We start from the raw sequence: 22,561 nt of genomic DNA, 5'->3' as shown, positions 1-22,561 counted from the left end.
ATTGGGTCGAACCCCGACCCCCGAGCGAGGCGTCACAGAGAGCGTCGGACGGACGGGAGCGGGGGTGAGCGTGGGCACAGGAGACCTTCCGGGGTCAGGGACCCCGCGAAGGGTGGGGTCCGCGCTTGCCGGGACGCGTTCTCGCGCTCGGCCAGGTCTTCACCCGGGGCACCCCATCGCGGACGAAGGGTTGCCGGCCAGCGAGCCGGGGCTTGGCGCTGGCGCTCATGACCTAATGCGGAAGTATATGCGGAGCCTTACGGGGATCAAAGGGGAGGGTGCGATGCGGTACCGGGTGGGTGGGGTGCTGGCCGCGGTGCTGCTCGGCGCGTCGAGCGCGTGCGGGGTGCTGAGCGGCGGCGGCGACACCGGCAAGGTGTGCGCCGACACCAGGCAGGCGTTCCAGCAGTACGTGACGCGGGTGCGGAGCGTGTCGGCGGCCGAACCCGGCCAGTGGCGGGAGGCCACCGGGCAGCTCGCCGGACGCCTGGACGGGCTGGCGGGCAAGACCGACGACGCCGCGCTGAAGAAGGCGCTGAAGGCGGAGGCGGACCGGCTGCGTTCGGCGGCCACGGCCCTCGGCACCGGCGACGCGTCCCAGCTGAACGCCGCGATGACCGAGGCGCCCGCCCAGATCGGCAAGGCCTGCGACTGACCCGGGAACGGGGCCCGGCCGTGCGGGCCGGGTCCCGTTCCGGGTCAGGAGTTCAACCCCGGACGGTTCGGACCGCCTCCGCCGCCGTCCCCGCCACCGGGGCCACCGCCGCCGCCGTCCCCGCCGTCGCCCCCTCCGGGGCCGCCGCCGTCCCCGCCGCCCGGCGGTTCGGGATCGTGCGTCGGCAGGCGGGTGGGCGGAACCGGGATCTCGGGGGTGTCGGGCCTGGTGGTCGGCGTCTCGCGGGGCTGGACGGGGGTGCGCGGGACCTGCGGCAGGCCCGGGGTCGGGATGACCGGGCCGCCGTCACCGCCGCCCGGCGTCTCCGAGGGCGAGCCGAACTCCTTCTGCTCGTATCCCTTGATGTTGACCGCGTCGCTCATGTAGGAGTTCCAGATCTGCGCGGGGAGCTGGCCCCCGTACGCGCCGTACCCGGGGATGTTGAGCGGCTTGTTGTCGGCCCGGAACATCGCGACCGACGTCGCCATCTGCGGGATGAACCCGTTGAACCAGATCGCGCGGCCCTCGTTGGTGGTGCCGGTCTTGCCCGCGACCTCGCGGCCGTCGGGGAGCTGCGCGGCGCGTCCCGTGCCGCCCTGGACGACCTGCTGCATCGCGTAGGTCGCGTCCCGCGCGGTGCGGGTGCTGAACGCCCGGTCGCCCTTCTCGGTGAACGTGCGCTTCTCGCCCTCGTCGTCGGTCACCGACTTGACCACGTAGGGCGCCTTGTGGACGCCCTCGGCCGCGAACGTCGCGTACACCCCCGCCTGCTGGACGGGGTGCAGCGACACCACCCCGAGCGGGAAGGAGGGCGCGGCGCGCTGCGCGGGCGACATCTGCGCGGCGGGGATGCCCATCTTCTCGGCCATCTCGGCGATCCGGCGGGTGCCGATGTCCTGGCCGAGGTTGACGTAGGCGGTGTTGATCGAGTGCTCGGTGGCGGTGACGAGGTCGACCTGCCCGAAGTTCTCGCCGCTGTCGTTCTCGATGGGGTGGCCGTTGTAGTACTGCGGTGAGCTGCCGTCGTAGGAGCTGCTCAGGCTCTTGCCGTCCTCCAGCGCGGCGGCGAGCGCGATGGGCTTGAAGCCCGACCCGACCTGCGCGGTGTCGTAGAAGGCGCTGCTGGCCATCTCCGAGAGGTAGTCGCGGCCGCCGTAGAACGCCAGCACCTGCCCGGTGGAGGGGTCGACCGACACGACCGCCGTGCGGATGCGCTTGCTCATCCCGTCGGGGGTGTTGGCCGTCACCGCGCGGCGGGTCGCGTCCATCAGCCTCCGGTCGAAGGTCGTGGTGATCTTGAGCCCGGAGCGGTTGATCTCGTCCTCGCTGTAGCCGCGGCGCTCGATGAGCTCCTTCTTGGCCACGTTGACCATGTAGCCCTTCTGGCCCTTGAGGATGTCGGTGATCTTCTGGTTGACCGGCGCGGGGAAGCGCATCGCGGCGGCCTGCGCGGGCGTCACCGCGCCGTCCCGGACCATGTTCGCGACGACCGCGTGCCAGCGCTGCTCGGCGTAGGCGCGCCGCGCGCCGCTCGGGTCGGAGAAGTTGCTCGGCTGCTGGATCGCGGCGGCGAGGTAGGCGCCCTCGGCCGGGGTCAGCTCGGAGACGTCCTTGTTGTAGTACGCCTTGGCGGCGGCCTGCACCCCGTAGGCGTCGCGTCCGAAGTAGATGGTGTTGAGGTACTGCTCCAGGATCCAGTTCTTCGACTTCTCCCGGCCGACCTTCAGGGAGACCATGATCTCCTTGAGCTTGCGGGTGACGGACCGCTCCTTGCCGATGCCGCCGTAGTAGTTGCGGACCATCTGCTGGGTGATCGTCGACCCGCCCTGCAACTGCTCGCCGGTCACCGTGGACCAGAACGCGCGCCCCGTCCCCTGCACCGAGACGCCCGGGTCCTCGTAGAAGCTGCGGTTCTCGGCCGCGATCACCGCGTTCCGCACGCCCGGCGGGATCTTGTCGAGGGTGACGGCGTCGCGGTTGACGCCCGTCTTGGCGATCATCGTCTTGCCGTCGGAGTAGTAGAACGCCGGGCCCTGCGCGACGGCCTGCTCCTGCGGCGAGGGCACGGGCGTGAACAGGTAGGCGACGGCGAACGCGCCGATGAGGAACCCGATGAGCCCGAGCAGGGTGAACAGGATCCGCCGCGTGTAGCGGGCCTTGCGGCTGCGCGTCTTCTTGGGCCTGCGGCCGCCGCCCTTTCCTCCCTTGCCGCCGCGTGCGGGCGGCGGGGGGCCGGCGCGTCCGGCGGCCGGGGCGGGCGGCCCGGCGCGTCCGGGCGTTTCCGACATGGCGGCTGTCTCCTCGGGCACCTTCTCGGACCTGCGGGGTTCGTCGGACTCCTCGGACGGCTCGCCGTCCGCGTCCTCGGGGTCGGCGGCCGCGTCCTCCGGCTCGGCGTCCGCCGCTTCGGGCTCGCCGGTCGCGCCTTCGGGCCCGGCGGCCGGTTCGTCGGGTGACTTGTGGTGGTCCAGGGGCGTTTCTGGGACGGCGGTTTCGACGCCGCCCTCGTCCGCGGCGGGGGTTTCGGCCGCCTTGTGTCCGTTTCGAGATATGTGGTCGTCGCCGGAAATCGCGTCGCCGCCGGACGAATCGCCGTCGCGCTGCTCCCGGTCACGGGCGGTGGTCGCCACGCCGGCGCCGCCCTCTTCCGGCGGTGCGGCCGCGCTGTCGTCACGATTGATTTCGCCCGGCCCGCCGGGCTCGTCGCCCTCAGGACCCTTTCTGCCGATGCTCACAAGCCCCCCGTGATTAATGCGTTACAGACGATACCCGAGGGCGTCCATGCGTCGGGCGGCTCCGTTCCAAGGCGGTCGCGGCACACGCTCGGGTTCCCGTCGCTCCATTAGGAGGACGACCGGTGAGCCCGCGAGGTTGTCGTGACGGACGTCGCAAAAGCCGTGAGAACGCCGTTCCCGGCCCTATCTGGCACGGGGGAGAACGCCGGACGACACCGGGGTGAACGCGTCCTCAGGCCGCCCTGAAGCCTTCCTGAACGCGGGGCCCCGAACGCCGGGGCCCTGGAACCGAAAGAGCGGCGGGGCCCCTTCCGGGTGCCCCGCCGCTCTCGGATGGTCCGCCGGGCGGCCTACTTCACGACCTTGGCGAGGATGTCGACGATGAACACCAGCGTGTCGGTGCCCTTGATCCCGGCCTGGGTGTTGCCCTTCTTGCCGTAGCCCTCCTCGGGCGGCAGGACGAGCATCAGGCGGCTGCCGACCTTCGCGCCGGTCAGGCCCTTGTCGAAGCCGGGGACGGTGCCGCCGGTGCCGATCGGGAACTTGGCGGGCTGGCCGTTGGTGAAGCTGGAGTCGAAGACCTTACCGCCGTCCCAGAGCTGCCCCTGGTAGTTGACGATCGCCTCGTCGCCCTTGGCGAGCGCCGGGCCCGTGCCCTGGACGAGGGTCTTGACCTGGAGCTTGGACGGCGCGTCCTCCTTGGGCATCGTGACCTTCGGGGCCTTGCCCGCGCCCTGGTCCTCGACCTTGGGGAGCTTCTTGTCGTCGAGCTTCTGCGCCGCGCCCTGCGGGGCTTGGTTCTTGTGGATCGTGGCCTGCACGTCCACGACGAACACGACCGAGTCGTCCTTGCCGAGGCCGAGCTGGGTGCCCTGCTCGCCGAAGCCCATCGCCGGCGGGATCTCCAGGATCACGCGGCTGCCGACGGTCTGCCCGAGCAGGCCCTTGTCGAGGCCCTTGACGCCGCTCTTGCCGACGACCAGCGGCCGGTCGGGCTGGCCCTGCTGCTGCTGGTAGGACGAGCCGAGCTGCTTGCTGGTGCTCTTGTCCTTGGAGTCTTCGGAGGAGGCCGCCTTCGACCACTGGTAGAAGACGTACTTGACGTACATGTTGTCGCCGTCGGCGATCGCGGGCCCGGTGCCCTTGATCGCGGTGGTCACCTTGAGCTCGTCCGCCGGTTCGAGGCTCTTGGGGATCTTCACCTTCGGCTCGGACGCGAACTTGCCGCTCACCGACAGCTCGGGGCCGGGGCGGGTGACCCAGTAGGCGGTGCCGCCGACGACCAGGGCCAGCGCGACGACGACGCCGGCGGCCGCCGCGAACCGCCGCTTGCGGGCCTGCGCCGCGGTCAGCCCCGACGGGCGGGAGGGTCCGCTGCCGCGCCCCGCGCTGATGCCGTGCGGGGTGAACTCCGGGCTGCGGATGCTCTTGGCTGCCGGGATCTTCGCCTTCGCCTTGACCGCCGGCTCGCCCCGGGGCTTGTCATCCTCGGACATGTTTCCTCACTCGCTCCGGGTTCGACGACATCACGAACTGTGCCACCCTTCCACCACCGGTCTAAGCACAGCGTGAAAACCGAGCAAAGGCGGCCGACCCGCAATCTACCGGTCAAAACCACGGCCGGTGCTGGTCCGGGAGGGCGCATGGCAGGGGAACGGAGCCGTCAGGATACTCGCGTCGGACGGTTCCCTCACGTCCCCGGATGAGCGCCCGCGGTGGCGATCAAGGGCGTGCGCCTCGCGACGTGGGCTTGTCCGCGCCCCGGGGCGTCCTTCGCCTACGGAATATCACACACGGTCATCGAACGACACCCCCTGACCCGTCGGCGCGGCGGGCGAGGAGGCGGCGCTTGCCGCCGGGCACGTCGTGCTGGTCCAGAACCGTGAACCCGGCGGGCAGCAGCGCGGCGGGCTCCCCCTCGGCCAGGCACCACTCGGCGGGCAGCGACGGACGGGCGCGCCGCGCGTCCGAGGTGAACGCCTCCCAGGCCAGCAGCCCGCCCGGCGCGACGGCCCGCGCGGCGGGTCCGAACAGCGCGCGGTCCCAGTAGCCGGTGCACAGGACGAGCGCGAAGGCGTCCGGCGGGGGCCGCCACACCTCCAGGTCGGCCTCCTCGACCGAGATCCGGCCGGAGAGGCCGTCCCGGCGGGCCGCGGCGGTGAGCCGGGCGAGCGCGACGCCGGAGATGTCCACGGCGAGGACGTCGCGGCCGCCGCGCGCGGCCAGCAGCGCGCTCCCGGACGGCCCGGAGGCGAGATCGAGCACCGGGCCGTCCGGCAGCGGCGAGGTCAGCGCCCGCTCCGCCAGCGGATGCGCCGCCGCCGGTTCCGCGGCGCCCTCGTACTTCGCGTTCCACCGCTCCCGGTCCGCGTCCCCCACACCGCGACCCTACAAGGGGGCCGCACGGGGCCGCCGGTCAGCGGCGCTCGGCGGTGAGGAGGATGAACATGGCGCTCGGGAAGCCCTTGTGCCACCAGGGGTCGTGGTCGAGCTGCTCTTCCGTCGGGTGCGGCTCGCGGAGGTCGGTGATGACGAAACCGGCGTCCCGGAGCGTTCCAGAGTAGTACTCCAGCGGCCGGAGCCAGGATGTGATCATCGAAGGGGAGACCATGCCGTCCACCACGAAGTGCTGGTCGACGCCCCGGGTCACGAAGTACTGGGCGGCGGGCACGGAGGTCAGCGCGCCCAGCTCGGAGTCCTTCACGTAGAAGCAGGGGTGCAGGGTCAGGATGATCAGCCGCCCGCCGGGCCGCAGCACCCGCCCGAACTCCTTGATCGCGCCCGTCGGGTCGTGCAGGTGGCTGAACAGGTGGTTGCAGACGACGAGGTCGAACAGGCCGTCGGCCAGGGGCATGTCGTCGACGCTCGCGCAGGTGAACGACAGCGACCCGCCGGGCGCGGCGGACGGCGGGCTCCCGGCGGCGTCGACCAGCCCCCACGCCGCGTCGATCAGGCCCTGGCACACGTCGACGCCGACGACCCGCGCGCCGCGGGCGGCCAGCGTCCGCGCGAGGTAGCCCTCGCCGCACCCGGCGTCCAGGACCCGCTCCCCGGCGCACTCGCCGACCGCCTCCAGGACGGCGCGGTCGGTCAGCTCGGTGCGGTACCTGTCCCGGCCCTCCCGGATGACCTTCACCCAGTACGCGGAGTTGTTCTCCCATCGTCTTCGCGTCATGTCCGCGATCGCTCGCGCCCGGTCGTCCACCAGTTCCCCTTCCCACGGCATGGGATCAGGCCATGCCCTTGAGCCGCCGCACCAGCTGGTTGACGGTGCCGCGGATGCGTCTGTCCCGGCAGTCGGCGCAGCGCAGCTCCAGCGCGAGGATCAGCTCGGTGAGCTTCCCCCCGAACGTGGGGTCGCGTTTCAGCGCCAGCGGGATGTAGGTCGACGCCAGGTAGTACACATAGGCGTCGTTGTAGGTCGTGATCTCCCGCAGGACCTCCCGCGCCGTGTTGCGCAGCGGAAGGGAACTGGGCAGCGTGAAGTCGGAGCTGAGCCGCCCGTCCCGCGAATAGGTGGGGAACGACCATTCCTCCAGCGCCGCGTAGACGGGCATCGCCTCAAGCTGCCGCCGGTACCGCTCGGCGAGGTCGAAGTCGCCCGTGCTGATGAGCGCGCCCATCACGACGCCGCGCATCATGAACGCCGCCTGGCGGCCGGGGACCTCGAAGCCGAGTTCGGCGTCCATGGTCCCGGTCACCTTGCTGACCTGGTGCGTGAGGATGTTCAGCGCCAGGATCGAGTGGAAGGAGTAGGTCTTGCGGTTCAGCCTCGGCGCCAGTTCGACCGACGACTCGAACAGGGGCTGCGGGTCGGTGAGGAGCCCGTGCCCCGGTTCGACCGAGTAGAGCGACTCCAGGGCGCGGTCCTGCTCGCGGCCCCAGAAGCGGGCGATGAACGAGGAGACCTTCTGGGTCGCCTCGCCGCGCACGATGTGCAGCGCCGCCTCAAGGGCGTTCAGCAGGTGCTGCTGGGCGACCGTGGACGACTCGAACGTGTCGAGGTCGACGGTGAGGCCCTCGGCGCTCAGGTCGGCGACCAGGACGTCGCGGCGTTTCCGGATGGCGTGCGCCATCGAGTACTCCGCGATTCCCGGCACCGACGACATGAGGCTCTGCAAGGACCGGCCGCTGACCCGGTCGAGCCATTCGGTGTTGTCCCACAGCCGGAATATCGTGCTCTCGTCCAGCCCGGAGAAGGCCGCGACGTCGGACATGTTGAGGCCCATGTCCTTGGTGATCTCCGAGAGGGACTTCGGCGCGCCGTCCGGTGCCATCACTCGCCCTACAGCCTGGACTTGGTGGAACTCCGATCGTAGCGAAGCGCCAGGCAAGCCGAACGGCTCGGCGGAGTATGCCTCCGGCGGGTGTTCCGGTCCCGGGTCCGGTGCCGGTGTCGAGTGATGCGGCGGCAGGAGGAGGCCGCCCGCCGCGGGGCGGTGGGGACTCCCGGGTGCCGCGCACGTCCCCTCGTCGGCGGCGGGCAAGGCCCGCCCATGCGCGACCACCACGGGATCCACCCCGGCGCCGCCCGGCCCACGAGGCCCGGTGCCGCCGGTTCCGCCGCCGGTGACGGGTACGCCCGTCCCGGCGGCGCGCGGGGTCATGGCAACCGCCACCCTTCCCGCACCGCCATGCCGAACCAGAACGTGGACGTCCCGTTGCGGTTGCGGTGGGTGCCGTGGTCGACGGAGAGCGCGCGGATCAGAACGAGGCCCCGCCCGTGGTTCTGGAGCGGTTCCTCGGGGGCGCGCTGGGGGCCGGGCTGGCCGCCGCCGTCGGTGACCTCGATCCGGACGAACCGGTCGATGTGCAGGGCCGACAGCATGACGGTCCCGTCCCGGCGCGGCCGCGCGTACAGGACCGAGTTGGTGAGGGCCTCGCTGGTCAGCAGCTCCAGGTCGGCGAGGTCGGAGCGGTCCGCGCCGAAGTACTGGCCGACCAGCTCGCGGATGTAGGAGCGGCCGAGCCGGACGGCGGCCGGTGTCGCGGCGAGGTCCAGCTCGCCGAGGAGGCGCCCGAACGACTTTCCGTTGTTCCAGGCGGACGAGGATGCGAGCTCCAGCGAGGGAGCGGGTGCCGGGGCCGGTGCCAGGACCGGCGTCCCCGACCACGCGTCTGGTGCGTTCATGGCAGCGACGGCTTCACGTCTCCGTGTCGGGCTGTAAGCGAACATGTGTCCAATGGCCTGTTGTGTGATGGCCTGCTGGGTGTCGGACATCGGCCTTGCGCTCGCGGGCCGGGCGACCGGCGTCCGCCCCGCATGCCAGTCACCCTGGCGCACCGTCCCCCGTCCGGTCACCGACGCTTGCACGCGTGCAAGGGCCTTGCGCCACGCTGCTGAGGGTCACTCCACGTCGTTGATCCGCGACGTGGCGCCCATCCGCCGTGTCGCCCGGACGCGGCGCCGCGCCATGGCGCACCCATGTCGCGCCGTGCCCGCGCCGTGCCCGCGCCATGCCGCCCCGCCGCACGTCGCGGAGATGTCCGGAGTCGCTGAGCTGGGGTTTCGGACAACCCCCCGGCCCCGTAGACCTGATGCCGGGCCGGTGCGGTGCCGGTCCGGGACGAGGGGAGCGGCCGTGAGGTTCAGCGTGCTGGGGACGCTGGAGGCGCGGGACGAGGACGGGGCGGTCGAGCTGTCGCCGAAGCTGCGGGACCTGCTCGCGCTCCTGCTGTGCGCGCCGAACGCGGCGGTCGGCACCGAGCGGCTGGTCGACGGGCTGTGGGGCGAGGCGGCGCCGCGCTCGGCGCGCACGACGCTGCGCGGCTACGCCAGCCATCTGCGCCGGGCGTTGGGTGAGGAACGCCTTACCTTCCGGTCAGGGGGTTATGTCCTCCTCGTCCAAGACGGGGAGCTCGACGCCGCGCGCTTCACCGACCTCGCCGGGACCGGGCGCCGGGCCCTCGCGGCCGGCGACCACGAGCGCGGCGCCGCGCTGCTGCGGGAGGCGGCGGCGCTGTGGCGCGGCGTCCCCTTCGACGGGCAGGACCATCTCGCCGCCGTCCGGCGGGAGGCGGTGCGGCTCGGCGAGCTCCGGCTCGCCGCGACCGAGGCCCGGATCGACGCCGACCTCGCCCTCGGACGCCACGCCGACCTCGTCGGGGAACTGCGCTGCGTCGTGGTCGACGACCCGTTCCGCGAGCGTCCCCGCGCGCAGCTGATGCTCGCCCTCTACCGCCTCGGCCGGGCCGCCGAGGCGCTGGAGGTGCTCCGGGAGACGCGCGCGCTGTTCGCCGCCGAGCTGGGCCTGGACGTCAGCCCGTCGCTGCGGGCGCTGGAGCGCGCGATCCTCAGCCACCATCCCGCCCTCAACCTCGGCCACGGGCTCGGCCACGGTCTGGCGCTCAGCCCCGCACCCGGTACACGCTGAGCGCCGCCGCGCCGTCCGGGCCGGGCGTGGTCAGGACGGCGAGGCCGCCGCCGAGCGCGAGCGGGGCGCCGGGCAGGTCCTCGGCGAGCGTGCGGCCCGCCGCGTCCAGAAGCGGGAAGGCCGGCCTCCCGCCGCCGGGCGCCGCCGGACGGGTCGCGGTGAGCCACGGCCCGAGCGCGCGGAACGCGGTGAGCCCGGCGGTCCGGGGCAGGTCGTTGATCCGGGCGGTGCCGTCGCCGATCTCGATGGTGACGGCGTGCTCGCCCGCCCCGCCCACGTCGCCCTCCCCGGTGCGGCACACGACGAGCGCGCCGGTGCCGCCGCAGCCGCCCAGCCGCGCGCCGGTCCGCGCCAGCTCGCGCCCGGTGGCCCGGTCGAGGACGGCGGCGCCGTCGCCCACCGTCACGACGAGCGCGCTCCCGCCCGCGAACTGGAGCCTCGGGTCGCGGTAGCGGCCGCCGGTACGCCACCGCTGCCTCCCGTCGGACGCGCCGTAGGCGATGAGGTCGGTGTGCGGCTCCACCCCGTACCTCTCCGCCTTCCCGAGCCGCGCCGCGATCACGAGGTCGCCCGCGGGGTCGAGTTCGGGCACGACCCCGCTCCGCCGCCACAGCTCGCGCCGCGTGGACGTCGCGAACGCGACCGTCCGCTCGCGCTCGCCGCCGCCCCCGGCGCCCGCGCCGTAGTCCGTCACCCGGACGGCGAACGTCGCGTCGCCGACCGCGTAGAGGTTCACGCCGTCGCCGGCCACGGCCTTCTTCCAGCGGACGCGGCCGTCCCGCAGGGACAGCGCCGCGATCCCCTGCGAGCCCTGCCCCTCGTATTTGACGAGGCTCAACGTCTCGCCGCCCACGTGCGCGAGGCGGGGGAGGCCGAGCGAGGCGACGCGGTCGCCGCCGCCGAGGGAGTCGCCGGCGCGCCTCGTCCAGCGGGTCTCGCCGGTCCGCGCGTCCGCGACGACGTGGCGGCGGTCGTCGGAGCCGCCGGGGCCGGTGCCGGAGATCAGGACGGCGTCGCCGTCCAGCACCGCGCTCGACACGCCGCGGATCGTGTCCGCCTTCGCGGTCCAGAGCGGGCGCGCCTCGACGCGCAGCGGCTTCTGTGAGGAGGGCACCGGGGCGGGCTCCTCCGGCTTGCCGGTCTCGGACGCGCCGTACACCGCGAGCCCGTCGTAGAGCCCGCGCCTGACGAGGAGCGCGGCGAAGCGGTCGGAGAGCGCGGCGGGCCGTCCGGGCGGCGTCGCGCCGAGGCCGTTCGCGGCGCGGTCGGCGACGGCGCCCGCGCGGCGGTTCCCGTCGAGCGCGCGGCTCGCGAGCACGCGGTCGCGCCACACCAGGTCCGGCTCGACCGACGACGCGCCCTTGAACAGCGGCTTCTTCGCGGTGAACGGGCGGCCCCCCGGACGGATCGTCACCAGCCGCCCCGAGTAGGCGGCGCAGGCGATCAACGTCCGGCGGTCGTCCACGCAGCCGAGGACGGGGCCGGGGGTGCCGGCGGCCTCCTCCGCCTCCAGCGAGGCGACCTGGACGCGTCCGGTCGCCGAGTCGAGCGCCATCGTCCGGAACCGCGTGGACGGCCCGCCCGCGATCCGCTCCCGCACGGTCACCGCGGCGGTGCCGCCGGCCGCCGCCTGGACGTGCGCGCCCTCGAAGGCGCCCGCGAGGTCCCAGCGCTTGCGCCCCGTCATCAGGTCGAGGCCGAAGACGGCGGCGCCGTCCCGCACCTCCCTCGGCCGCCACGGCTCGCCCTCGGCGCTCTCGCCGAGCACGGTGCCGCCGTCGATCCGGAACGCCCAGCCGTCCTGGTGCTCCCAGAGCCTGCGTCCCGCCGCCGCGTCGAACGCGACCGTCCGCAGGCGGAGCCGCCCGGCTGAGCGCACACCGGCCAGGACGACGCGCCCGTCGGCGGCGAGCAACCTGGTCTCCTGCTCGCGGTCGTCGTCGGCGCCGCGGAACAGGGCCTGCTTCCACAGGACGCGCCCGTCCTCGCCTGACAGCGCGGCCACCCCGCGCTCCTCGCCGTCGGCGCCCTTCGCGTACTGGACGATCACCGACCAGCCCCCGGGCGAGGTGTCCGCGTCGACGAGCACGGGCCCGCCGGACAGGCCCCGCACGCCCTCGGCGTCCGGCGGCCCGTCGTAGGCGAGCGCGCCGTCCCCGCCGAGGAGCGGGTCGCCGCCGTCGGCCGACCAGCGGATCGTCCCGGTCCGGGCGTCGGCCACCACCAGCCGTCCCGCCGAGGCCGACCGCCCGGTGACGACGGCCGCGCCCCCGCGCAGTTCGGCCCCGTCGACGTCCGTCATCCCGAGCGTCCGCTCGTCCCACAGGGGGTTCCGTCCGAACGCGAGGGACCGGGGATGCGCCTCCCCCCTCGGAAGTGCCGCCGTGGCAGGGCCGTCCCCCCGCGACCTCACCACGACGATCACCGTGAGCAGCAGCAGGGCCGCCGCGACCGCGCCGACCGCGCCCGCCCGTCCCCGCAACCGCCCTCGGCTCATCCCCGGTTCCCTCCCGATCTCCCGGGATTCTGGCACGAACCCGTTGGAACGGGATGGGAACCGGGTTGGGGCGGCCGTTACCCGAGCAGCACCGCGACCGCGGCCGAGGTTTCGGGATGCCGGACGAGCAGCGCCCCCGCCGCACCGCTAGCGGACGCGGTCTCCGTCCAGCCGCCCGGGTAGCCGAGCAGCGCGGCGACGGCGTCGCAGGTGTCCGGACGCGCGGCCAGCAGCTCCGACACCGGCCCTCCGGCCGGCGCGGCGACTTCCGCGCCCGCCCCCGGGGCGGACGCCTCCCACGGCGGCGCCCACGCGTCCACCGCCCCGAGCGTCGCCGGGAACGTGCGGCCCGCCTCGCGGACGAGCACCGGCACCAGCTCGCGCGCGTGCTCGCGCAGCGTCGTGATCAGGCCCGGCAGCCACGGCAGCAGCACCGCGTCGGGCAGCCGCGCGAACGCCTTCGACATCACCTCGACGACGAGCGCCGCCAGTGCGGGGAACGGCACGAGCGCCTGCACGAACCCGCTCATGTACAGCGGGAACGACGGGATCACCAGCGGGTTGGCGAGCAGCTCGTCGCACCGCTCCCGCAGCTCCGCGAGCGAGGCCATGCCGAGCTGCGACCGCGCCGCCCACAGCAGCGCGACCTTCGCGGGCGCCTCCGGATGCGACTGCCGGACCGCCAGTTCGAGCTGGGCGTGGTCGCAGCCGAGCGACAGCGCCAGGCTCTCCATCCCGAACAGGAACCCGAGCATCGCCCCGACCTGCCGGACACCGGTGTCCTCGTCGGTGAACGCGGTCGGCAGCAGCGTGCAGTAGTGCGCGTAGCCCTCGGTCACGAACGCCTCGCACCACGCCGGAAGCTCCGGCTCGCTCGCGCGGTAGTAGGCGAGCAGCCGCCGGACGCGCCGCAGCACCTCCGGCGCGTCGTCCACCGTCCGCTCGGCCGCGAGCAGCTCCACCGCGCGCGCCCCGAGCTCGTCGGCGAACCGGCGCCCGCCCAGGTAGAGCGTGGCGTCCTCCACCGCCTCCAGCGCGATCGCGGCGGTCGCCTTCGGATCCCACACCGCGCGCCGCAGCCGCTGCTCCAGCACCTGCTCGACGGTGACGCCCTCGTAGCCCAGCTCCACGATCGAGCGCTGGTTGCGGCCGATCGCGAGGTCCCAGCTCTCCTGGATCGACCGCTCGCCCAGCTCGCGCGACCCCATGATCGGACGGACCGCGTCGTCCGGCAGCAGCCGCCGCAGGATCCACAGCAGCCGCGAGCACGACGCCAGCGCCGGGTCGGCGTCCAGGTCGAGCAGCGCCCGCTGGATCGTGCGCTTGGTCAGGTCGAGGCCGAGCGGCTCCAGCCGGTCCAGGACGTCGCGCGCCAGCGGCGGCAGCGACTCATAGCCGACCGAGCCGACCCGGTCGCCGCCGAGCAGGATCTCGCACAGCCGCCGCACGTCCCGGCGGCCGGGCACGGAGTCCTTCTCGATGCAGGTGACCGCCGCGTCCTGGAAGTCGTAGGGCGTCGGCCGCGCCCGCCCGCGCATCCCCGCCAGCAGGATCGAGGTCTCGAACACCGCGATCGCGTCCGCCGTGCTCGACAGGTACCCGTTGCGCCGCGCCAGCCGGACGATGTCGACGCACCAGCCGAGCAGCTCCGACTCGTCCAGGCCGTCCAGGACGGGCGGGCTCGCCAGATACCCCGACAGCCGGTCGGTCGCGGGCTCGGCCGCGGGGGCCCTGGACGGCTTGGGGGCCTTCCGCTTCGCGGCGCCCTTCTGGCCCTCCAGCCGGAACGGCGTCACGCCGCCGCGCTTCAGCGCCTTCGCGAACGTCGCCGCCGCGATCGACACCGACCCGGGCGCGAGCCCGAACTGCGCCTCGATCGCCGAGTGGCTGGAGGGGATGAGCCCGTAGCTCCAGCGCGTCCCGGTCCGCGGCGTGATCTCGTAGGGCTCGGCGTCCGCGGACAGCCCGAACTGCTCCACCCGGCTCGCCGCGTGGAACGCGCCGCACACGTACAGGCACTCGGACGGGTCGGCGCCGGTGGCCGCGAGGTGCTCGCGCATCCGCGTCCACATGTAGCGCTCGCGGTCCTCGTCGCGGCGGTCCCGGCCCGGCCGCTCGGGGCGCAGCCGCCGGAACAGGCTGCCGATCAGCACCATCACCTGCCGGTAGGTGGCGTAGTCGGCGCCCGCCAGCGGCTGCTCGACGTACTGGTCCCACCATTCCGACCAGTGCCGCACCTTCCCGTGGTGCAGCAGGTGCTCCTCCAGCTCGGCGAAGCCGGGACGCAGGTCGCCGATCTCGATGCCGACCGCGTCGCCGTGCAGCGCCGCGTCGTCCTCGCCCTCGCCCTCCTCGGGCTCCTTCCGCTCGGCGGACGGCTCCTCGCGGGGCTCCCACTGGAACACGTGGTCCGTCGACCGGTCGACCAGGACGACCTCGACGCCCGGCGTGTCCAGCGCGTAGGCGATCGCCTGGTACTCCGCCGACGCCTCGGTGATCGGCGCGATCACGCTCAGCGGCGCCCACGCCGCCGGGAAGCCGTCCAGCTCGCTCGCGAACGCCTGGAGCGCCACCGGCAGCCGGCAGTTGCGCAGCTCCTCCAGCAGCGGCGCGAGGTCCTCGCACAGCTCCAGGTAGATCACCGACGGCCGCTTGTCGCGCAGCCGCCGCGCCATCGCCAGCGCCGACGCGGGCGAGTGGTGGCACACCGGGAAGATCTCCGGCTCCTCGCCGAGCGCCCGGCCGACGTCGTCGACCATGCCCGACAGGATCCCGGCCACCGCGTCCCGCGCGCCGAACGCGCGCGCGGCCTCCTCCAGCTGCTCCCGCAGCGCCTCGAAGGTGCTCACGACAGCGTCGAGATCGCCTGGCGGCCGCCCTCAAGGAAGCCCTCCCAGGGGCCGCCCTTGTCCTTCTTGCTGCGCGGCTCGACGACGCCGTGCCAGAACTTGTTCAGGATCGCGAGGTCCTCCGGGCTGCGCCGGGCCAGCGACCCGACCAGCGAACCGCCCAGCGTCTCCGGCCGCAGCGTCGCGTCCCCGAAGAACCGGCTGTGCAGGATCGCGTCCTCCAGCACGCCGATCTGCTCGGCGGTCGACAGCGCCGACTCCAGCTTCTCGTCGTCGCTGGTCGCCGACGCGGCCGCCGCGCGCAGGTCGGCGAAGCTCTGGAGCAGGACGTCCAGCAGCGTCGGCGGCAGCTCCAGCTCGATCTGGTGGCGGCGCAGCAGCTCCTCGGTCCGGAACCGGACGATCTCGGCCTCGCTGCGCTTGTTCGTCACCACCGGGATCCGGACGAAGTTGAACCGCCGCTTCAGCGCCGAGGACAGGTCGTTGACGCCCCGGTCCCGGCTGTTGGCCGTCGCGATGATCGAGAAGCCGGGCTTGGCGAACACGATGTTGTCGTCGTCCAACTCGGGGATCGACACGTACTTCTCCGACAGGATGGAGATCAGCGCGTCCTGGACGTCGCTGGTCGAGCGGGTCAGCTCCTCGAACCGGCCGATCACCCCCGCCTCCATCGCCGTCATGATCGGCGAGGGGATCATCGACTCCCGGGACTGCCCCTTGGCGATCACCATGGACACGTTCCACGAGTACTTGATGTGGTCCTCGGTGGTGCCCGCCGTGCCCTGCACGACCAGCGTCGAGTTCCGCGAGACCGCCGCCGACAGCAGCTCGGCGAGCCAGCTCTTGCCCGTCCCCGGGTCGCCGATCAGCAGCAGCCCGCGGTCGGAGGCCAGCGTCACGATCGCGCGCTCGACGAAGCTGCGGTCGCCGAACCACTTCTGCTTGACCTCGCGGTCCAGGCCGTCGGCGCGCTCGGAGCCGAGCACGAACAGCCGCACCATCCGCGGGCTCAGCCGCCACGAGAACGGCTTGGGGGAGTCGTCGATCGACTCCAGCCAGTCCAGCTCCTCGGCGTACTTCACCTCGGCCGGGGCGCGCAGCATGCCATCGGTCATGATGTCTCCTAAAAGATCAGTGGAACGTCGTCCGGGGGACGCGTCAGGCGAGGAAGTTCTTCAGCTCGGCCACGAGCTTGCGGATGTGCCCGGAGATGACGGGCGTCCCGAGGTTCCTGAACCGCTCCCGGAACCAGGGGTTCACGATCTGGGTGCCGGAGCTGTTCACGGACCCGACCGGGATGAACTTCACCCCCGAGCGGTGCACGGCCTGGATCCCGTCCAGCAGCGGCTGCGACCGGTCGAACTCGTAGAAGTCGGAGATCCACACCATCACGGTGTTGCTCGGGTCGGAGATCTTCGGCCGCGCCATCTCCATGGCCACCGGGCCGTCGTTGCCGCCGCCGAGGTTCGTGCGCAGCAGCACCTCGAACGGGTCGCTCACCCACGGCGTCAGGTCGAGCGCCCGCGTGTCGTAGGCGATCAGGTGCACGTCGACCTTCGGCAGCCCCGCGAAGATCGACGCGAGGATCGTGCAGTTCACCATCGAGTCGACCATCGAGCCCGACTGGTCGACCACCACGATCATCTTCGCGGGCGTCGTCCGCTTCGCGGTGTGCCGGTAGAACAGCCGGTCGACGTAGAGCCGCTCGTCCTCGGGGCTCCAGTTCGTGAGGTTCTTCCAGATCGTCCGTTCGAGGTCGAGGTTGCGGAACACCCGCTTCGGCGGGACGGAGCGGTCGAGCGTCCCCGCGCTCGTCTGCTGCACCTGCGTCCGCAGCACCTCCGCGACCTCGTCGACGAACCTGCGGATCAGCGCCTTGGCGTTGGCCAGCGCCACCCCCGACAGGTTCGCCTTGTCGCGCAGCAGCTGCTCGATGAGCGACATGCTCGGCGTCAGCCTGCTCGCGAGCCTCGGATCGGCCAGCACCTCCCGCAGCCGCATCCGCCGGACGAGGTCGCCCTCCACCTCGGTGAGCACGCCCGCGGTCGCCCCCGCGCCCTCCTCGCCGAGCGCCTGCTTCAGCCACCCCGCGTCCTGCTGCCACCCGGCGAGCTGCTGCGCGCTGACGTTGCCGCTCCCGGTGCAGAACACGTTCAGCAGCAGCTTCGACACCAGCGCCGCCCGCCGCACCCGCTCCCCGGAGTCCTCTGGCAGAGCGTCCGCCTCGCTCGCCGTATCGGCTGTATCGGCGGCGGGCGGGGGCTGCATCAGGCCGGCCAGCTCGGCGGCCAGCTCCGGGAAGCGCTGGACGACGTTGTCGACCGACACCCCCGGGTCGAGGAGGGAGGCGGGCAGGCCGAGGTCGTCGACGATCGCGACGCTCGCGGCCTCCAGGGACGGTTGCTCCTCGGGGTCGAACACCCGCGCCAGCAGCCGCCAGTAGAGCACCTGCCGCCGCGTGTCGTCCGCGCTCTGCCCGGTCTCGAATTCGATGGTCATTTGCGCAGCAACCGTCCCGCCCGCTCGCGCAGCACGGTGACGACGTCGCCGGACTTCGCCACCGCCTTCACCACCTTCGGATCGGTCGGGCCGAGCGCCCAGTCGCCGGTGTGCGCCTCGACGGGCTTCTTCTTCACCGTCGCCTGGACGGCGAGCGGTTGCAGCCGCCATCGGCCGCCGTCCCAGCGCAGGAGCCCGATACAGGACGTGGACGCCGCCACCAGCGCGGGGGTCAGCGGCCCGCAGGAGGGGAGCCGCTCGACGTCCACCTCGATCTCTTGGCCGTCCAGCGACCAGGTGGTGCCGTTCACGGTGTGGCCCTCCACCAGCACGGGCTCGGAGATCCGGACCGGGTGCCGCTCCAGCGGCGGGACGGCGGGGGCGACCGACCCGGCGAGCATCAGCCGCGCGGTCGCGAACGGGTCGGCGGCCTCCGCGAGCGTGGCCCTCGCGTCGTCCCACCGGAGATGGCCGGCGCTCAGGGGAAGGTCCTGGACGGTGACGCTCCGCCGCTCCGCCAGCGCCGCCATCAGCACGGGGTGCCCGCCGAGCAGTTGCCAGACGGCCGGGCCGACGATCGTGTCGACCTTCGGCGCGGCGACGCCGGTCCGCACCAGGCGCGTGCCGCCTCCGGACGACTCCAGGACGCCGTGCACCTCGATCTGGACGGCCGTCCCGTGCTCGTGCACGTCCACGCCCAGGGGGAGCAGCCGCCCCGACACGGTCTCGGGGGCGCCGCCGCCGGGCAGGCCGGGCTGCGCCAGCAGCACGCCGCGCGCCCACAGGTCGGCCCACCGCCGGACGGGCAGCCGGTCCATCGTCGCGACCGGGCACGAGGCCCGCAGCTCGGCGGCCAGGCCGTCCAGCAGCACGCCGAGGCGCCGCAGCCGGGGTTCGGCGAGCACCGCCTCCAGCGTCTGGTCGGACGCCGAGACCAGGTCGTGGTCGACGCCCCGCCAGCCCGCGATCGCCAGCTCGTTCAACCAGGACCGGCAGCCGCTGAGCAGGTTCGCCGGGACGTCTCCGCCGCCCGTCCCGGCGGGCTCCTCCCAGGCGGCGCGTTCGCGTCCGAGCGCCGCGTCGAGCCGCGCGAGCAGCGCGTCGTGCACCGCGCCGAACACCGCGGCCCGCGCCCCGGCCAGCGCCGCGATCTGCTCGTCGGCGACCGAGCCGGCCGCCAGCTTCCCGGTCGCCTCGCTCACCGGGCGGCCGAGCGGCGAGCCCTCCAGCGCCCCGGCCAGCGCGGCGAGCGCCGCCGCGCGCTGCTCGCCGAGCCGCCCGAGCCCGTGCACGAGCGCGTCGTCGAGGCCGTCGGCGAGGCCGAGCGCCTCCTCCACTCCCGCCGGTGTTCCGACCAGCGCGGCCAGCTGCACCCCGAGCATCAGCGCACCCCCGCCGACGAGGACGGGAACCAGTGCATCTCCGGCAGCGGCTCCACGGTCTCGGGCAGCTCCAGGTAGGCCAGGTGCCGCAGGAACCGGCTGAAGACCACGGCGGCCGGGGCGGGCTCCCGTCTGCCCTTCATGCGGTCGATGAGGTTCTCGCCCTCACCGACCTCGACGCGCAGGTACCGCGCGACCCGGTCGAGCCCGTACTGGCGCACCGCCTCGTCGGCCAGCGCCTGGAGGTGCTTGCAGGTGTAGTACCCGCTCAGCCCGCCGCACGGCCGGTTGTTGTTGGTGCTGCAACTGAACCCGTAGGTGCTCGCCGTGATGGACGAGACGTACACGCGGGCGGCGTCCGAGCCGCTGGACACCACCCCCTGCAGCCGTCCGTCCGCCAGCTCGACGAACGGTACTTTCGCGAGCTTGCGCGGTTCGACGGGCGGCACCACCCGCGCCGCGCTGTGCTGTTCCCACGCGGCGGTATCCGCGTTCATCGACTCTCGACCCCCACCCAAACGGACGATCATGAACCGGAAAGCTACCGGGACCCGAACCCCGTACGGGCCCGAATCCCTCAGCCGCCAGAACACTCTCAGTAAGGTCCGACAGTCCGAGTCCTGCCTGCTCAGCCCGCCGGATGGAGGACGGTCGTGCTCCAGCGGCCCCAGTCGAGCTGCGCCTCCTGCCGCTTGGCGAGACCGATCGCAGCCTCCAGCGCGGCCTGCAACTCGCTCTCCCCGGCCCGCCCGCCCGCCAGCCCGTCCAACTGCGACAGGACGTGCGGATAGAGCACGGCGGCATGACCGGTCGGCACCGGCCCGTCGCAGCCGAGGAAGGCCACCGGCCGGTCGAGGCTCCGCCGCAGCGCCCCGGTGTGGGCCGCCGCCGCACCGTCCTGGCACCCGAGGACGATCACCCGCGCGGCCAGCCCGTCGCCGCCGCCCCCGCGCAACCCGGCGAGGTCCAGGCCGCCGACCAGCGGACGCGTCCCGGCTTCGACACAGTGATCGTCCAGCAGCACGACCTGCGCCGCCCGGAGGGCCTCCCGCCGCCGCTCGGCACTGTCGGCGACGCACAGCCGGACGTCGAGCCCGCCGAGGCCCGAGCACAGCGCGTCCACCTCCCGCAGCCGCCGCGCGATCCCGGTGGTGCGGCTCCGCGTGACCAGCGCGACCGCCAACGGCCGAGGCAGCACCCCGTTCGGCGCCCGCGACGCCCCGAGCGAGGGGACCAGCGCGGGTAGATGCGGCAATAGCCGCTCCGCCTCAGGATCGTGGACCTTCACGTTCATCGACCCCGACCCGTCGGCCCTGACCTCGCACTCGATGGACAGGATGATGTCGGCGAGCGGGTCTCCGGATTCCCGCTCCTCGGCGAGTTCCCGGTTCCCCTCGATCACGCCGCCGACCGTCCCGGTCAGAGCGGTGATCGTGCCGACCGTGACCCATGCCAGCAGGTTGCCCTGGAGGTCGGTGGCGACATTGACCGCGACACCGAGCGCGGAGGCCGAGACGGCGCTGACGAGGCCGACGAGGTACGGCCGGAACCTGCGGCTCATGCCCGCCCCGCCTTGGCGAGCCCTTCACGCGCCCGCGCGATGATCGCCTCCGACGAGGTTCCGGCGGCTAGGACGTCCTCGAACAGCGCCGCCGCCGCCTCCCGGTCGCCGTCCCGCAGATGCAGGAATCCGAGGTTGTTGACCGCCTTGAGGGTCGCGGGGTGGCCGGGGCCGAGCTTGCGGGTCCGGACGTCGTGGACCTCCCGCAGACGCGCGAGGGCCTCGTCCCGCCGTCCGATATCCGCGAGCACCGCCGCGAGTCCGGACTGCGCGTCCAGCGTCCGCGCGTTCTCTCCGCCGAGGACGACGCGGCACCGCTCGAAGGTCTCCCGCAGCATCCGCTCGGCGGTCCTGAGTTCCCCGGCGTCGCGGAGCACGGCCCCCAGGTTGGCTTGCAGCACCAGCGTCCGAGGACTGTCGGGCCCGTAGTACGCGAGGGCCTCGTTCAGCGCCTCGTGGGCCTCCTCCGCGGCCTCGTCGAACCGTCCCGACCCGTGCAGTGCCACGGCCAGATTCCCGCGAACGACCCCGGACGCTCCGTGTTTCCCGGGGACACTCGTCCGCCGGACCAGGGGGAGGCTCACCCGCAGGGCCTCCGGGCCGCCGACGCCGCGCTCGTACTGGAGGGCGGCCATGTTCGCCTGGACGCGTTCCCGCACCTCGGGGGAGGAACGCCGCACGGCGTCCTCCAAGGCGGCGTGGGCGGCGTCGACCTCTCCGAGGCCGCGCAGGGCGACACCCAGGTTGTTGCGCGCGATCACCGCCTGCGGGTCGTCCGGCGGCAGGGACTCCAGGATCCGCCGCAGCGCCGCCGCCGCCGACCTGTGGTGCCCGCCGCGGATCAGCCGCGCCGCCTCGGCGTTCAGCGGCCCGGCCCGTCGCCGCGCGGCCAGCCGCCGCCACCGCCGGAGCTGCACGATGAGGATCACGACGAGCGAGGCCACCGCAAGCCACGCGCCCAGGCCGAGCCCGATCACAAGCGCGTCACGGCCGGCCTTGAGCGCCCAGGCGACCGGTATCACGGCCAGTAAAAGCGCGGCCATGACGAGCTTCCAGACGGCGGGCCACTCGAACGGCGCCCCCTTGGGCGACGGGTGAGCGGCGACCGCCGGGAGCCACTCCGGACCCGGAGTGGCTGGGTCCGGCGCGAAGGCGCCTTTGACCCGCTTGGCCCTGGCGCGTTTGGCCGGCTCCAGGTTCGCGGTCATGGCGGCGGGCGTGGGGCGGGCGGACGGTTCTCTGGCCAGCGCCGATTCCAGCAAGACGGCGAGCCATGCCGGCACGCGGCTCAGATCGGGCGCCGAGCCGTCGATCTCGTCGATGAGCCCGGCCGGCGAGTCGGCCTGGAACGGCGGACGTCCGGTGGCCGCGTAATAGAGGACGCAACCCAGGGCGTACGTGTCCGCCTGGGCCGTAGGTTGCCCGCCCTGGAGGAGTTCGGGCGCTGTGTATGCGACATCACCGGCCACGGCCCGGGTGATGCCGAAGTCCACCAGCGCGGGCACTCCACCGGCCAGGACGACATTCGACGGCTCGACGCTCGGACGAGGCGCATCCGTCCTGTGCGCCGCCAGCGCCGACGCCAATCCTCTGCCCAGCCGCCGCAGCTCCTCCTCCTGGAGCGGGCCTGACTCCTCGACCATCTCCCTCAGCGTCCGCCCGGACGGATACGGGGTGGCGATATACGGCTGCGCCGCCGCCACATCGACGGTGTGGAAAGTGACGACGAAGCCGGGAATCCGGACGGCGGCGCGCAGTTCCCGCTCCAGCCGCCGCCGCGACGCCGCGTCCATCTCGGGCGGCAGGAGGCGGAGCGTCACCTCGCGGCCTTCGGGGTCCGTCGCGCGGTATACGGGGCCCTCTCCGTCCCGGTCGAGGGGTTCGTGCACCGTGTAGCCGTCGATATTCATGACGGGATCCCTTAAACACCTGGTGATGGGGAGGTCTACTTCACGTTAGCGCTTCTCATGCGGGGCAGGGCGGAGCAGAATGAAAACGACGGCAGGTCC

16 protein-coding genes and 1 riboswitch are annotated in these 22,561 nt (G+C 73.3%); of the genes, 2 read left to right on the top strand and 14 right to left on the bottom strand.

The window, feature by feature from the left end; all coding sequences use genetic code 11:
• Positions 1 to 116: 116 nt before the first annotated feature.
• Positions 117 to 233: riboswitch (SAM riboswitch) on the bottom strand.
• Between the two features lie 50 nt (positions 234 to 283).
• Positions 284 to 655: a hypothetical protein gene (locus tag KLI87_RS12225; RefSeq protein ID WP_156217742.1), complete on the top strand. Its 372-nt coding sequence runs from the start codon at positions 284 to 286 to the stop codon at positions 653 to 655.
• Between the two features lie 44 nt (positions 656 to 699).
• Here KLI87_RS12225 and KLI87_RS12220 read toward each other — a convergent pair whose 3' ends face one another.
• From KLI87_RS12220 to KLI87_RS12195, 6 genes are all read right to left on the bottom strand, one after another.
• The gene (locus tag KLI87_RS12220; RefSeq protein WP_214617028.1) at positions 700 to 3,390 is read right to left on the bottom strand and encodes a transglycosylase domain-containing protein; all 2,691 of its coding nucleotides are present in this window, start codon (positions 3,388 to 3,390) and stop codon (positions 700 to 702) included.
• Positions 3,391 to 3,740: 350 nt separating this feature from the next.
• Entirely contained in the window at positions 3,741 to 4,886 is a 1,146-nt protein-coding gene (locus KLI87_RS12215; RefSeq protein ID WP_214617027.1) for an FKBP-type peptidyl-prolyl cis-trans isomerase, read from the bottom strand.
• A 301-nt stretch (positions 4,887 to 5,187) separates the two neighbouring features.
• Entirely contained in the window at positions 5,188 to 5,769 is a 582-nt protein-coding gene (locus KLI87_RS12210) for a class I SAM-dependent methyltransferase (protein WP_308165980.1), read from the bottom strand.
• 37 nt (positions 5,770 to 5,806) lie between these two features.
• Positions 5,807 to 6,565, bottom strand: coding sequence for a class I SAM-dependent methyltransferase (locus tag KLI87_RS12205; protein ID WP_173390816.1), 759 nt, complete (start codon positions 6,563 to 6,565; stop codon positions 5,807 to 5,809).
• A gap of 55 nt (positions 6,566 to 6,620) precedes the next feature.
• A complete protein-coding gene (locus tag KLI87_RS12200) occupies positions 6,621 to 7,667 on the bottom strand; it encodes a hypothetical protein (protein ID WP_156217746.1) in 1,047 nt (348 codons plus the stop codon).
• 326 nt (positions 7,668 to 7,993) lie between these two features.
• A complete protein-coding gene (locus KLI87_RS12195) occupies positions 7,994 to 8,521 on the bottom strand; it encodes an ATP-binding protein (RefSeq protein ID WP_173390817.1) in 528 nt (175 codons plus the stop codon).
• A 451-nt stretch (positions 8,522 to 8,972) separates the two neighbouring features.
• Between KLI87_RS12195 and KLI87_RS12190 the strand changes: the two genes are divergently transcribed.
• Positions 8,973 to 9,764 (top strand): AfsR/SARP family transcriptional regulator, encoded by a 792-nt coding sequence (locus KLI87_RS12190; RefSeq protein WP_214617026.1) that lies wholly within the window; start codon positions 8,973 to 8,975, stop codon positions 9,762 to 9,764.
• Here KLI87_RS12190 and KLI87_RS12185 read toward each other — a convergent pair.
• The 8 genes from KLI87_RS12185 to KLI87_RS12150 all read right to left on the bottom strand — a co-directional run bounded on the left by KLI87_RS12185 (position 9,739) and on the right by KLI87_RS12150 (position 22,462).
• Entirely contained in the window at positions 9,739 to 12,261 is a 2,523-nt protein-coding gene (locus KLI87_RS12185) for a PQQ-binding-like beta-propeller repeat protein (RefSeq protein ID WP_214617025.1), read from the bottom strand. The two genes, KLI87_RS12190 and KLI87_RS12185, sit on opposite strands and share 26 nt — an antisense overlap.
• A gap of 77 nt (positions 12,262 to 12,338) precedes the next feature.
• Positions 12,339 to 15,110 (bottom strand): DUF5682 family protein, encoded by a 2,772-nt coding sequence (locus tag KLI87_RS12180; RefSeq protein WP_214617024.1) that lies wholly within the window; start codon positions 15,108 to 15,110, stop codon positions 12,339 to 12,341.
• Positions 15,107 to 16,225: an AAA family ATPase gene (locus KLI87_RS12175; RefSeq protein WP_156217750.1), complete on the bottom strand. Its 1,119-nt coding sequence runs from the start codon at positions 16,223 to 16,225 to the stop codon at positions 15,107 to 15,109. Before KLI87_RS12175 ends, KLI87_RS12180 begins: the two co-directional genes overlap by 4 nt.
• 43 nt (positions 16,226 to 16,268) lie before the next feature.
• A complete protein-coding gene (locus tag KLI87_RS12170) occupies positions 16,269 to 17,609 on the bottom strand; it encodes a VWA domain-containing protein (protein WP_214617023.1) in 1,341 nt (446 codons plus the stop codon).
• Positions 17,606 to 18,991, bottom strand: a complete 1,386-nt coding sequence (locus tag KLI87_RS12165; protein ID WP_214617022.1) for a hypothetical protein — start codon at positions 18,989 to 18,991, stop codon at positions 17,606 to 17,608. The genes KLI87_RS12170 and KLI87_RS12165 overlap by 4 nt, the downstream gene beginning before the upstream one ends.
• Positions 18,991 to 19,488, bottom strand: coding sequence for a hypothetical protein (locus KLI87_RS12160; RefSeq protein ID WP_156217753.1), 498 nt, complete (start codon positions 19,486 to 19,488; stop codon positions 18,991 to 18,993). The genes KLI87_RS12165 and KLI87_RS12160 overlap by 1 nt, the downstream gene beginning before the upstream one ends.
• A 131-nt stretch (positions 19,489 to 19,619) precedes the next feature.
• Complete coding sequence (locus KLI87_RS12155) at positions 19,620 to 20,552, bottom strand: hypothetical protein (RefSeq protein ID WP_214617021.1); 933 nt, start codon at positions 20,550 to 20,552, stop codon at positions 19,620 to 19,622.
• Positions 20,549 to 22,462, bottom strand: coding sequence for a serine/threonine-protein kinase (locus KLI87_RS12150; RefSeq protein WP_214617020.1), 1,914 nt, complete (start codon positions 22,460 to 22,462; stop codon positions 20,549 to 20,551). Before KLI87_RS12150 ends, KLI87_RS12155 begins: the two co-directional genes overlap by 4 nt.
• Positions 22,463 to 22,561 lie beyond the last annotated feature (99 nt).

It is taken from the genome of Actinomadura sp. NEAU-AAG7, from assembly GCF_018603865.1.
Taxonomy (GTDB): domain Bacteria; phylum Actinomycetota; class Actinomycetes; order Streptosporangiales; family Streptosporangiaceae; genus Spirillospora; species Spirillospora litoris.
The sequence above is the reverse complement of the archived record's forward strand: the minus strand, read 5'-3'. Positions and strand labels throughout refer to the sequence as shown.